The sequence below is a fragment of the Xanthomonas sp. NCPPB 1132 genome, from assembly GCF_056629235.1.
Genome location: NZ_CM152819.1, coordinates 1,523,426 through 1,535,669 on the forward strand (window position 1 = coordinate 1,523,426; position 12,244 = coordinate 1,535,669).

At 71.3% G+C, this 12,244-nt stretch carries 10 protein-coding genes; 4 read left to right on the forward strand and 6 right to left on the reverse strand.

Annotated elements, in window-relative coordinates; all coding sequences use genetic code 11:
* Positions 1-79 precede the first annotated feature (79 nt).
* The 4 genes from AC1G9L_RS06510 to AC1G9L_RS06525 all read right to left on the reverse strand — a co-directional run bounded on the left by AC1G9L_RS06510 (position 80) and on the right by AC1G9L_RS06525 (position 4,458).
* Positions 80-1,582: an ABC transporter permease/substrate-binding protein gene (locus AC1G9L_RS06510; RefSeq protein WP_481070520.1), complete on the reverse strand. Its 1,503-nt coding sequence runs from the start codon at positions 1,580-1,582 to the stop codon at positions 80-82.
* Complete coding sequence (locus tag AC1G9L_RS06515; protein ID WP_481070521.1) at positions 1,579-2,316, reverse strand: ATP-binding cassette domain-containing protein; 738 nt, start codon at positions 2,314-2,316, stop codon at positions 1,579-1,581. Before AC1G9L_RS06515 ends, AC1G9L_RS06510 begins: the two co-directional genes overlap by 4 nt.
* Positions 2,317-2,368: 52 nt before the next feature.
* Entirely contained in the window at positions 2,369-3,313 is a 945-nt protein-coding gene (locus AC1G9L_RS06520) for a hypothetical protein (protein WP_019802494.1), read from the reverse strand.
* 269 nt (positions 3,314-3,582) lie between these two features.
* Positions 3,583-4,458 carry an outer membrane protein assembly factor BamD gene (locus AC1G9L_RS06525; protein WP_010344377.1) on the reverse strand — a complete coding sequence of 292 codons (876 nt, stop codon included), beginning with the start codon at positions 4,456-4,458 and terminating at the stop codon, positions 3,583-3,585.
* Positions 4,459-4,573: 115 nt separating this feature from the next.
* Here AC1G9L_RS06525 and rluD point away from each other — a divergent pair, with 115 nt between their 5' ends.
* From rluD to AC1G9L_RS06545, 4 genes are all read left to right on the forward strand, one after another.
* Complete coding sequence (rluD, locus tag AC1G9L_RS06530; RefSeq protein ID WP_481070522.1) at positions 4,574-5,581, forward strand: 23S rRNA pseudouridine(1911/1915/1917) synthase RluD; 1,008 nt, start codon at positions 4,574-4,576, stop codon at positions 5,579-5,581.
* 112 nt (positions 5,582-5,693) lie between these two features.
* Entirely contained in the window at positions 5,694-6,467 is a 774-nt protein-coding gene (gene pgeF, locus AC1G9L_RS06535; RefSeq protein WP_481070523.1) for a peptidoglycan editing factor PgeF, read from the forward strand.
* The gene (locus tag AC1G9L_RS06540) at positions 6,452-6,994 is read left to right on the forward strand and encodes a DUF4166 domain-containing protein (protein ID WP_481070524.1); all 543 of its coding nucleotides are present in this window, start codon (positions 6,452-6,454) and stop codon (positions 6,992-6,994) included. The genes pgeF and AC1G9L_RS06540 overlap by 16 nt, the downstream gene beginning before the upstream one ends.
* Positions 6,981-7,424, forward strand: coding sequence for a thiol-disulfide oxidoreductase DCC family protein (locus AC1G9L_RS06545; protein WP_029562305.1), 444 nt, complete (start codon positions 6,981-6,983; stop codon positions 7,422-7,424). The genes AC1G9L_RS06540 and AC1G9L_RS06545 overlap by 14 nt, the downstream gene beginning before the upstream one ends.
* A 19-nt stretch (positions 7,425-7,443) precedes the next feature.
* Here AC1G9L_RS06545 and AC1G9L_RS06550 read toward each other — a convergent pair whose 3' ends face one another.
* A complete protein-coding gene (locus AC1G9L_RS06550; RefSeq protein ID WP_481070526.1) occupies positions 7,444-9,330 on the reverse strand; it encodes a methyl-accepting chemotaxis protein in 1,887 nt (628 codons plus the stop codon).
* Positions 9,331-9,610: 280 nt separating this feature from the next.
* Complete coding sequence (locus AC1G9L_RS06555; RefSeq protein ID WP_481071036.1) at positions 9,611-12,040, reverse strand: membrane-bound PQQ-dependent dehydrogenase, glucose/quinate/shikimate family; 2,430 nt, start codon at positions 12,038-12,040, stop codon at positions 9,611-9,613.
* Positions 12,041-12,244 lie beyond the last annotated feature (204 nt).

Sequence of the window (12,244 nt, forward strand, 5' to 3'; positions counted from 1 at the left end):
CGTCGGTGTCATGCGTGTCGTGTGCGCCTGCGCCGCGAACGTACAGCGCGCATCGCATTTCCCCGGTGCGGCGCCCGCTTCAGCGCCGCGCCGCCAGGCGCAACCCGCGCGGCGTCAGCACCCGCTCCAGCAGCTCGAACAGGCCCTGGACCAGCAACGCCAGCAGTGCGGCCGGCACCGCGCCTTCCAGGATCAGGCCGAGGTCGTCCAGGCGGATGCCGGTCAGGATCGGCTGGCCATAGCCGCCGGCGCCGATCAGCGCGCCCAGGGTGGCGGTGCCGACATTGATCACCGCGGCGGTCTTGATGCCGGCGAGGATGGTGCGCAGCGCCAGCGGCAGTTCGATCCGCCACAGCCGGGTGCCCGGCGGCAGGCCCAGCGCGGCGGCGGTCTCGCGCAGTTCGCGCGCAATGCCGGTGATGCCGGCGTGCGTGTTGCGCACGATCGGCAGCAGGCTGTACAGGAACAGCGCGGCGATCGCCGGTTTGGCGCCGATGCCGAACAGCGGGATCATGAACACGAACACCGCCAGCGACGGCAGCGTCTGCAGCACGCCGGTCAGGGCCAGCACCGCCTGGCCGAGCCTTGGTCGATGCGCGGCCAGGATGCCCAGCGGCAGCGCCACCAGCAGGGCCAGGCCCAGCGACAGCCCGACCAGCGCCAGGTGCTCGCGGGTGCGTTGCAGCAGCCGCGGCAGGCGGCCGTCCTCGGCCGGCGCGGCGATGCCCAGCCAGTGTGCGGCGATGGCGCTCTCGGCGCGCTTGTCGAGCTTGGCTTCGGCGTTGAGCCGCTGCATGGTCGCCGCGTCGATGCGTCCGCCCAGTCCCTGCAGCGCCTGCACGAAGCGCGGCGCGCGCTGCGCCAGGTCGGCGCGGTACAGGAACACCGCGGCGTAGCGCGGGAAGTAATGCCTGTCGTCCTGCAGCACCAGCAGGTCGTGCGCGGGGATCTCGGCGTCGGTGCTGTACAGGTCGGTGAGGTCGATCGCGCCGCTGTCCAGCGCGCGGTAGGCGAGGTCGTGGTCCAGGCCGGTGGGCACCTGCGGCAGGCCGTAGGCATCGCGCACGCCGGGCCAGCCGTCGGCGCGCGAGACGAATTCGTTGCTCAGCCCGAATTTGAGCGTCGGATGCGCGGCGAGGTCGGACAGGCGCGCGATGCCCAGCGCCTGCGCGCGTTGCCGGCGCATGCCGAACGCATAGGTGTTGTCGAAGCCCAGCGGCGCGCTCATCGCCAGGCCGCGCTGCGCCAGCGCCTGCCGCAGCGCGTCGTCGTCGGCGTCGGGCATGTGCAGCAGTTCGGCGGCCAGGGTGCCGGTGTACTCGGCATAGGCGTCGATCGAACCCTGCTCCAGCGCGCGCCACAGGATGCGGGTGCCGCCGAGCTGGCGCCGGTGCTCGACCTCGACGCCGGCCTGGCGCCCGGCGCCGGCGGCGATCTCGCCCAGCACCACCGCTTCGGTGAAGTTCTTGGAGCCGACCACGACCTTGGTGTCGGCGGCGGCGGCCGGCAGGCTCAGCAGACTGGCTACTGCACCGAAGGCGAGCAGCGCGACCGCGCGCAAGTGCGCGCCCAGCGACGTCATCGCGCATCCTCCAGGGTGCGCTGCGCCTGCAGGAACTGGCCGACGAACGGATCGGCCGGCGCCTCCAGCAACTGGCGCGCGCTGCCTTCTTGCAGCACGCGGCCGCCACGCATCAGCACCAGGGTGTCGCCCAGGTAGGCGGCCTCGGCGACGTCGTGGGTCACCAGCACCACGGTCTTGCCGAGCAGCGCGAACAGCTCGCGCATCTGCGTCTGCAGTTCGTGGCGCACGATCGGGTCGAGTGCGCCCAGCGGCTCGTCCAGCAGCAGGACCGGCGGATCCAGCAACAGCGCGCGGATCAGCCCCACGCGTTGGCGCTGGCCGCCGGACAGCTCGGCCGGGTAACGCGCCAGCAGCGCTTCCGGCAGCCGGCACAATTCGGCCAGCTCGTGCAGGCGCGCGGCGATGCGCGGTCGCGTCCAGCCCAGCGTGCGTGCCAGCAGGGCGGCGTTGTCGCGCGCGGTCAGGTGCGGGAACAGCCCGCCTTCCTGGATCACGTAACCGATGCGCCGGCGCTGCGCCAGCAGGGTGGCGCGGCGCAGCGGTTCACCCTGGAAGCGCACCTCGCCGCCATCCGGCCATTCCAGCCCCAGCAGCAGGCGCAGCACGCTGGACTTGCCGGCGCCGCTGGGGCCGATCAACGCGGTGGTGCGGCCGGGGGCGATGCAGAGATCGACCCGGTCCAGCGCCAGCATGTCGCCGTAGCGGCGGGTGACCCGATGCAGTTCGAACATCGCCGCAGCATAGCCGCAGGCGGCGACCACGCCGTGCGAAGACGCGGCCGGCTCAGCGCGCGACGTCGGTCAGCAGGTCCAGCGTCGGTTTCGGCCGGCCCAGGTCGTACATCAGGCCGAAATGCGCTTCCGCGCCCTGCTGGTCAGGCTGGTCGAGCAGTTCGTAGAGATTGATCTCGGCGACCACGTCGGCATAGTCGCTGCGCAACGTCTGCAGCAACTCCGCCACGCTGTCGTAGCAGGCGCCATCGCCGGGATGGCCGCCATCGGTGGTGCCGGTGTAGATCTCGGCGCAGTTGAGTTCGTTGACGTAGACCTTGGTGCCGTATTTCTGCGCGGCGGCGCGCAGTTGTCCGAGATACAGGTCCATCCAGTAGCCGCGCTCGCCGTGGAAGGCGTAGTAGTGGAAGCTGATCCGGTCGAAGTCGAAGCCGGCGGCCTTGGCCTGGTCCAGGAACCACAGCGAGCCGTTGCGGTCGCCCGGGCAGCGCGCGGTGGCCGAATGATCGTCGCTGTTGCAGGCGGTGATGTTGATGGTGAACTGCAGGCCGGCGCCCAGTTCGTCGGAGGCCTGCTTCATGCCGCGGTACATCGTGGTCATCGCCGCGATCCGCGCCGGCGCGGCGGCACGGTCCAGGTCCTGCTCGTTGCCGATCTCCCAGACCTTGATGTCGTTGGCATAGCGGCGCGCCAGTGCGTAGCCGATCTCGCGCGACATCGGATACACCATCGGCCGCAGCGCGATGTTGTACTGGCGCGAGAGCTGCACCAGCCGGTCGAGCACGGTGAAGTTGCGCGGGTCCACGTCGAACCGGTAGCTGCGCAGGTTGCGCTGATCGAGCAGGCGGAACACCGCCTCGCTCTGGCTGAGCGGGTAGGCCTGGCGGCCGTCGTGGCCATTGACCCCGTACACGATGGCCGGTGCCGCGGCGGCCTGGAGGGCGGCGGTGGCGAGGACGGCGGCGAACAACCACAGCAGCGGGCGCAGGATGGGCATGGGCATGGTCCCAGCGGATCGGCACGGAGGAGGTGTGCGGGCAGCCTAGCAAGCCTGCGCAGTGGCCTGGCCGACAATCGTCCGGATTGGGGCATGCGTCGCAGTCCGCAGCGCCAGGCTGGCCCGGCGTCGTTGCGCTGCGGCGCGGCGTTCGTGGCGTGTACCGGTTCGGATCGGCTCGCCTTGCAGGGCGGCCGCAGCGATCGCCCTCCAGAACGCGACAGGGGCCTTGCGGCCCCTGTCGGTGTGCATCGTGCCGGCGCGGTGGATCAGCGCTGCATCTGCGAATTCGACTGTCCGGTGGCGGCGGACTTCTCGCCGGCGAACGGGTTGAGCTTGCGGATCATCCACGGGTACTTCGGCCAGTTGCCGGTCAGCCACGGGTGCTGCGGATCGTTGAGTTCGAGCACGCGGCGCGCGTCGGCGGCCAGGGTCTTGTTGCCCAGGTGGGTGTAGGCATCGGCCAGCACCGCCACCGCGTCGTTCTGGTAGGCGCTCTGCGGGTAGGTCTCGAGCAGGTAGGTGGCGCGCGAGGCGGCCGACACCCAGGCATCGCGGCGCAGGTAGTACAGCGCGTTGTCCAGCTCGTGCTGGGCGAACACGTTGCGCAGGGCGATCATGCGCGCGCGCGCGTCGGCGGCGTAGCGGCTGTTCGGGTAGCGCTCGGCGACGGTGTTGAAATCGGCATAGGCCTGCTGCGGGGTGGACAGGTCGCGGCGGCTGGGATCCAGCGACCACACCCGGCGCAGGAACACCGTGTCGCGGTTGGAGTTGGACAGCCCGCGCAGGTAATACATGTAGGCGATGTTGCGCTGGGTCGGGTAGGTGCGGATGAAGCGGTCGATGGTCGACACCGCGTCGTCGTGCTTGCCGGCCTTGTACTGGGCGTAGGCGCTTTCGATCATCGCCTGCTCGGTGTAGTTGCCGTACGGGTACTGCGCGATCAGCCGCTTGAAGCTGCTCTCGGCACCGGCCCAGTTGCCGGTCTCCATCTGCCCGTGCGCCTTCTGGTAGAGCTGCTCCACCGGCATGCCTTCTTCGGGGTTCTTCTTCTGACGGTGGCAACCCGTCGCCACGACCAGCGTGACCAGCAGCAGGGCGATGAAACGGACGTGCGCGGACAGCGGGACGGAGCGTCGGATCATGGGTTCGGGCGCGGCAGGGCAGGAATACGAAGGGGCGATGATAGCCTAGTGGCCTGTCCTGCGACTGACTACGGCCGCCGCGACCCCCTTTTCCGACCCAAGCCGTGCCCCTGCCATGCCCCATACCCCCCCGGATCTGCCCGAGGACGCCGTCAGCGACGGCCCGCGCCAGGCGCGCGTCCCCGATCACGCCGCCGGCCGCCGTTTCGACGCGGTGCTGGCCGAACTGTTCCCCGAATACTCGCGCTCGCGCCTGGCCGAATGGATCAAATCCGGCGACGCCCTGCTCGACGGCGCCCCGGCACGGCCGCGCGATCCGCTGCGCGGCGGCGAGATCGCCAGCCTGCACGCGGTGCTGGACACCCAGACCCACGCCCTGCCCGAGGACATCCCGCTGGAGGTGCTGTACGAGGACGACCAGGTCATCGTGCTGAACAAGCCGGCCGGGCTGGTGGTGCACCCGGGCGCCGGCAACCCCAGCGGCACCCTGGTCAATGCCTTGCTGTACCGCGATCCGGGGCTGTCGGCGCTGCCGCGCGCCGGCATCGTGCACCGCCTGGACAAGGACACCAGCGGCGCCATGGTGGTGGCGCGGACCCTGCAGGCGCATACCTCGCTGGTGGCGCAGCTGTCCGCGCGCGACGTGCACCGGCAGTACCTGGCGGTGGTGGTCGGGGCCCTGGTCTCCGGCGGCACCGCCAACGCACCGATCGACCGCCACCCGCGCGACCGCCTGCGCATGGCGGTGCGCGAGGACGGCCGCGACGCAGTCACCCACTACCGGCTGCGCGAGCGCTTCCGCGCCCACACGGCCCTGGAATGCCGCCTGGAGACCGGCCGCACCCACCAGATCCGCGTGCACATGGCGCACCTCAAGCACCCGATCGTCGGCGACCCGCTGTACGGCGGCCCGCTGAAGCTGCCCAAGGGCGCCAGCGAGGAACTGATCGCCGAACTGCGCGGCTTCAAGCGCCAGGCGCTGCATGCCGAGACCCTGGAGTTCAAGCACCCGCTGAGCGGCGAGCCGGTCCGCGCCACCGCGGCGGTGCCCGCCGACCTGCAGCAACTGATGGCCGCCCTGCGCGTGGATGCGCAGGCGGCCGCCGAGCGGGCGCGGCGCTGAGCATGGCCGGGTTGCCGGTCTCCCGCGCCGTGGCGCGTGGCTCCGTCTCGTGCTGCGGCCTGGGACGCCAGGCGGGCGGCATGGCGCCCCATGTCGGGCGAGGGCGGCGCCGATGAGCGACTTCGCCTTGCAGGCCGACTGGCCGGCCCCGCCGCGCGTCCATGCCCTGACCACGCTGCGCCATGGCGCCGGCGCCTCGCTGCCGCCGTTCGACCGCTTCAACCTGGGCAACCGCAGCGCCGCCGACGGCGACGACCCGGCCACGGTGCAGCGCAACCGCGACGAACTGGCCGCGCGGCTGGCGCTGCCGACGCCGCCGCATTGGCTGCGGCAGGTGCACGGCGTGCAGGTGCTGCGTTTCGACGGGCCGCCGCACGGCACCGGCATTGACGCCGAGCCGACCGCCGATGCCGCGGTCACCGCCGAGCCGGGGGTGGTGCTGGCGATCCTGACCGCCGACTGCCTGCCGGTGGTGTTCGCCGCCCGCGACGGCAGCGAGGTCGGCGCCGCGCATGCCGGCTGGCAGGGGCTGGCCGGCGGCGTGCTGGAGGCCACCGTCGCCGCGCTGCGCACGGCGCCGGCGCAACTGCAGGCCTGGCTGGGGCCGGCGGCCGGACCGCAGCACTACGAGATCGGCGTCGAGGTGCGCGAGGCGTTCCTGCGCCACGATCCGGCCGCCGCGGCCGCGTTCGTCGCCACCCGACCCGGTCATTGGCTGGTGGATCTGTACGCGCTGGCGCGGCAGCGCCTGGTCGCGGCCGGCATGGTGCCGGAGCAGATCCACGGCGGCGGGCTGTGCACCATCGCCGATGCGCAGCGCTTCTACTCCTATCGGCGCGACCGTCGCAGCGGACGCATGGCCACCCTGGCGTGGATCGCGCCCTGACACCGCCGCTGTTCGCGCAGGTGCTGGGACCGGCGTTCGCGCAATTGCCGCCGGTGCTGCGCGAACTGCACACGCCCTCGTCGCAGTCGCGCTATGTCGGCCAGGCGATGGTGCAGCGCGGTCGCCATCCGCTGTTGCCGCTGTGCGCGTGGCTGGTGCGGCTGCCGCGCACCGGGCCGGCGACGCCGGTGGAGGTGGTGTTCCGCGCCGATGCCCGCGGCGAGCGCTGGGAACGCCGCTTCGGCACGCATGCCATGCCGTCCCGGCTATGGCTGCACCGCGGCCGGCTGCGCGAGCGCCTGGGCGCGGTGGTGTTCGAATTCGCCTTGCGGGTCGATGGCGCGGGCATCGAATGGCGCGCGGCGCGGGCCTGGGCCTTCGGCGTGCTGCCGCTGCCGCGACGCTGGCTGGCCGGCGTGCACTGCCGCGAAGACCAACGCGACGGCTGCTACGCGTTCGTGATCGCGGTGACGCTGCCGTGGATCGGCCCGTTCATCCGCTACGAGGGTTGGCTTGCGCCGGCCTGAGCCGCCACCGGGTGCGGCGCCTGCGGCGTCGGAAGACACGGCCATCGTCGTGTTCGATGGGGTATGCGCGCTGTGCAGCCGCTGGGTGCGGTTCCTGCTGCGCTTCGATCGCCGCGGCCGCTATCGCTTCGCGGCGATGCAGTCGCCGCGCGGCAGCGCGCTGTTGCGCGAGCATGGCCTGGATCCGGCCGATCCGCTGTCGTTCCTGCTGCTGACACGGCACGGCGCCTTGACCGATTCGGACGCGGCGATTGCGGTGATCGCCGGGCTCGGCGGCGTGTGGCGCAGCGTCGCGTTGCTGCGCCTGCTGCCGCGTCGCTGGCGCGATGCCGGCTACCGCGTGCTGGCGCGCAACCGCCATCGCTGGTTCGGCACGACTGCACAGTGTTTCCTGCCGGAACCGCAACAGCGCGCGCGCTTCCTGGACTGAGCGCCTCGCGCGGACCGGCTCAGCCGGCGCCGCGCGCGAACGGCACGACCTTGCCGTCGCCGCCGCCGGCACGGCCGCTGTCGATCCGGAACACCGCAACTGCCGCAGCCAGCCCACCGGCCTGTTCCTCCATGCTGCGCGCGGCGGCGGTGGCTTCCTCGACCAGGGCGGCGTTGCGCTGGGTCACCTCGTCCAGTTGCGCCACGGTGCGGTTGACCTGTTCGATGCCGCTGGACTGCTCGCCGCTGGCGGCGCTGATCTCGCCGATCAGGCCGGTGACCCGCTGCACCGAACCGACGATCTCGTGCATGGTGGCGCCGGCGCGGTTGACCAGTTCGGCGCCTTCGCCGACGGTACGTGTGGAGGCCTCGATCAGCTCCTTGATCTCCTTGGCCGCATCGGCCGAGCGCTGCGCCAGCGAGCGCACTTCCGAGGCGACCACGGCGAAGCCGCGGCCCTGTTCGCCGGCGCGCGCGGCCTCCACCGCCGCGTTGAGCGCCAGGATGTTGGTCTGGAAGGCGATGCCGTCGATCACCCCGATGATCTCGCCGATGCGCTGCGAAGACGTGCTGATCGCGCGCATCGTCGCCACCACGTCGTCCATCACCTTGCCGCCGGAACGGGCGACCTCGCCGGTGTTCTGCACCAGGCCGTTGGCCTGCTGGGCGTTATCGGCATTCTGCTTTACCGCCGAGGTCAACTCTTCCATCGAGCTGGCGGTTTCCTCCAGGCTCGCGGCCTGCTGCTCGGTGCGGTCGGACAGGTCGGTGTTGCCCGCGGCGATCTCCGAGGCGGCGCGGCGGATCGTTTCGGCCGAGTCCTGGATGCCGACGATGATCTCGGTGAGCTTGGCGACGGTGCGGTTGGTGTCCTCGCGCAGCCGCGCGAACACGCCCTGCGCCTGGCCGTCGACGCGGTGGGTGAGGTCGCCTTCGGCCAGTGCCGCCAGCGCCCCGGCCAGTTGCGCCAGGTTGCTCTCCACTCCATCGGCGATGCGGTTGACGCCCTCGGCCAGCGACTTGAGGACGCCGTCCATCGCCGCGGTCTCGATGCGCTGGCTGAAATCGCCGTGCGCGGCGGCTTCGATCACCGTGGCCAGCGCTTGTTCTGCGTTGACCTGCGCGGTCACCTCGTCCCATTGCGCGATGGTGCCCAGGCGGCGGCCGTCGGCGCCGTCGATCGGGCTGTACACGAAATCGATCTGGCGGCCGAAGAACGGCGCGCGCACGCGCTTGGAGCCGGTCAGTGCGCGCATGCGGTCGATCGCCGCCTGGCTGTCCGGATAGATGTCGCCGATGCTGCCGCCGACGAACTGCTCGGCGCGGAATTCCGGACGGAAGCGCTGCACGTCCGGTTCGATGGTCTTCAACATCTGCAGCAGTTTGCGGTTGGCGAAGTGCACCCGGCCATCGTCGTCGGCGATGCGCACCATGGTGTCGAGATCGTCCAGCGCCTGGATCACGAAGCGGCCATGCTGCAGCTCCGCCTCGGTCTGCGCCTGGCGCGCCGCCAGCGCCTGTTGTGCGTGCTGCAGCGCGCGCAGCAGCGCCACCTCGGCGGCGTCGCCGGCCAACTCCACCCGTTGCGCGAAGCGGCCCTCGCCAAGCGCCTGCAGCGCCTGCGTGGCCTGCGCCAGAGCGCGCGGTGCGCTGCGCCTGCCGAACCAGGCCAGCGCCGCGGCCACCGCCACGGCGATCAGCAGGGCCGGCAGCAAGCGCGGCAGCGCCGATCCGGTTGCACCGACCGTGCGGCCGACGTGCAGCGCATAGCCGGCCAGCGCCAGCAGGAGCAGCGCATGGAAAAGGGCAAGCAGCGTCGAACGGGAGCGCAGCCATGAGGCTGTGGTGGAGCGGGAAACGGCGGATGGCGAGGGCATGGTCTGCACCGGCTGGAAAACAACGGGCATCGCCGCGAGGGCGAGGCGGTCGCGCGGGGGCTTATCCAGTATCGGCGCATCACCACGCTGGCTTGATCGCCTGCACCTGCCGTTCGTCGGAAACTTTACGTGGCCTGAACGTCCATGGGTGTCTGCATGGGATGTTCTGGCGTGCTGCATCGCAGCAGGGTGAGCGGCGGAGGCGCCTGTGGCGGGCGCTTGGATAGTCCGCCGCCCGCTGCGGGGTCGCCCATCGCCGCTGCCGGCCACCCGCCATGGCCGCAGGCGGCCGGTGGTGCGCGGTGGGCGGTTACTTTGCCGGCGCCGTGTCCGGCAAGGTCCAGGCGATCACGCTGTCGCCGGCCTTGGTGTCCATGCGGTCGTGGCCGCCGATGGCGGCGACGATGTACTGCTTGCCGCCGACGGTGTAGCTCAGCGGAGCGGCCTGCGGGCCGGCCGGCACGCGCACTTCCCACAGCAGCTTGCCGGTCTGAGTGTCGTAGCCGCGCAGGAAGTTGTCCAGCGCCGCACCGATGAAGGTCACGCCGCCGGCGGTGGCCAGCGAACCGCTGTTGTTGGGCGTACCCAGTTCGAACTTCATCTTCGACGGGATGCCCATCGGGCCCTGGTCGTAGCCGGTGCCCAGCGGACGCCGCCAGATCACCTGCTGGGTGCGCAGGTCCACGCCGGAGATGTAGCCCCACGGCGGCGCCACGCACGGCGTGTTCAGCGGCGACATCCACGGTTCCTTGCGCGCGCCGTAGGGCAGGCCTTCCTGGGCCATGTAGCCGGGTGTCCTGCTCTTGCCGTTGAACACCGACACCACGCCCAGCGACTGCATTTCCTGCCGCGGGTACACGTGTTCGGTGTAGGGCAGGCGATTGCTGTTCATCACCATGATGCCGCGCTGCAGGTCCACCGACACGCCGCCCCAGTTGATGCCGCCGTGGTTGCCGGTGAAGGCCAGCGAGCCGCCCAGGCTGGGCGGGGTGAACATGCCTTCGTAGCGCAGCCGCTTGAACTGGATGCGGCACACCAACTGGTCGAACGGGGTGATGCCCCAGGCGTCGGATTCGACCAGGGTCTCGTACTCGTGGCTGGGCGCGCCGACGGTGTTGGGCATGCCCGGGGACACCGGCTGGGTCCTTGCGGTCCAGTCGCCGTGGTCGGTGCCCTGCGGCACCGGTTTCTGCTCCACCGGCATGATCGGCGCGCCGGTTTCGCGGTCGAGCACGAACACCTGGCCGGACTTGGTGGCCTGGATCACCGCCGGGCGGGTGCCGCCGCCGGGCACCGGGAAATCCACCAGGTTCGGCTGCGGGCCGATGTCGTAGTCCCACAGGTCGTGGTTGACCGTGCGGAAATGCCAGCGTTCCTTGCCGGTGGCCGCATCCAGCGCGACCAGCGAGGCGGTGTACTCCTCTTCCTGCGGCGTGCGCTGCTTGCCGAAGAAATCGCCGGAGGCGTTGCCGGTGGGCAGGTAGACCAGGCCCAACTGGTCGTCGGCGGCCATCAGCGACCACACGTTCGGGGTGGAGCGGGTGTAGGTCTGGCCGGCCGGCGGGGCCGCAGCGATCGCCGGGTTGCCCAGGTCCCAGGCCCAGCGCAGTTGCCCGCTGACCGCGTCGAAGGCGCGCACCACGCCGGACGGCGCATCGCGCTCCTGGCCGTCGCGGACCTGGCCGGTCGGTTGGATCACCACGCCGCGCATCACCACCGGCGGCGAGGTCGGGCCGACGTAGCCGGGCTTGGTGTTGCCGGTGTCCTTGTTCAGATCGACATAGCCGTGCGTGCCGAAGCTCTCGCACAGTTTGCCGGTCAGGGCGTCGAGCGCGCCCAGGCGGCCGTCGACCATCGGCCAGAAGATGCGCTTGGCGCATTCGGCGACCGGCGTGGTGGCCTCGAAGTAAGACACAACACGGCAGGTGGTGGCGGCGACGCCGGCCATGGCCTTGGGATCGGTGTGCGGATCGAAGCGCCAGCGCTCCTTGCCGGTGGTCGCCTCCACGGCGATCACTTTCTGCGTGGGCGTGCAGATGTAGACCAGGTCGTCGACCTTGAGCGGGGTGTTCTGGAACGCGTAGCCGAGCTTGGAGCCGGCCGGCTTGAGGTCGCCGGTGTGGAATTCCCAGGCGATCTTCAGATCCTTGACGTTGTCCGGGGTGATCTGCGCACCCGGGCTGTAGTGGTTGGACAGGTTGGACCCGGCGTAGGCGGTCCAGTTGCCGGCGTCGTGGTTGCCGGCGACGTTGCCGTCGGGGCTGTCCACCGTGGCGCGGCTGAAGGCGGCCTGCGGGCGCTGCGCGGCCAGGCTGGGGTCGGCCAGTTCCACCGTGCGCGGGAACAGCAGCGGCACGAACACCAGCGCCGCGCCGAGCACCGGCAGCACGCCGGCGACCAGCAGGTAGCCGATGCCGGAGACGGGCGCCAGACGCCAACGTGCGACCTTCCAGAATGGCAACAGCAGCAGGCCGAGCACCGAGATCATCGCCAGGCGTGGGATCAGCGCCCAGCCGTCGAGGCCGACCTCGGCCAGCGCCCAGGCGATGGTCGCGGCCAGGGTCACGCCGAACAGCCACAGGCCGGTGCGACGGCCGAGCGCGAGCAGCCCGCCGGACACAGCCAGCGCCACGCCGGCGAGCAGGTAGTACCAGGAGCCGCCGACGGCGACGAGTTGCCCGCCCATGAGGGCGAGCGCGACGCCGATCGCGGCGATGAGGACGGCATAGCCGGCGAACAGCCAGCGGCCGGCATTCGGTGGGGAAGAAACGGTCATGAGCGAAACATCCGACGAGGATCCCTGCGCGTGGCGCGAATGGCGGCGGTGCAGGCGGATCGTGGGGGGAGAGGCGGGAGCGGGGCCGCAAGCGCGGCGTGCATCGCGAAGCAGCGGCCGCGCTGCGGTGGTCTGGCAAAGCAGAGGAACCGGCGCGGCGCGTGATGG

Bases quoted from the DNA above. Each gene is read 5' to 3' on its own strand.
- rluD (WP_481070522.1), top strand. From the start codon at position 4,574: ATGCCCCATACCCCCCCGGATCTGCCCGAGGACGCCGTCAGCGACGGC.
- AC1G9L_RS06525 (WP_010344377.1), bottom strand. From the start codon at position 4,458: ATGATCCGACGCTCCGTCCCGCTGTCCGCGCACGTCCGTTTCATCGCC.
- AC1G9L_RS06550 (WP_481070526.1), bottom strand. From the start codon at position 9,330: ATGCCCGTTGTTTTCCAGCCGGTGCAGACCATGCCCTCGCCATCCGCC.
- AC1G9L_RS06520 (WP_019802494.1), bottom strand. From the start codon at position 3,313: ATGCCCATCCTGCGCCCGCTGCTGTGGTTGTTCGCCGCCGTCCTCGCC.
- AC1G9L_RS06510 (WP_481070520.1), bottom strand. From the start codon at position 1,582: ATGACGTCGCTGGGCGCGCACTTGCGCGCGGTCGCGCTGCTCGCCTTC.
- AC1G9L_RS06515 (WP_481070521.1), bottom strand. From the start codon at position 2,316: ATGTTCGAACTGCATCGGGTCACCCGCCGCTACGGCGACATGCTGGCG.
- pgeF (WP_481070523.1), top strand. From the start codon at position 5,694: ATGAGCGACTTCGCCTTGCAGGCCGACTGGCCGGCCCCGCCGCGCGTC.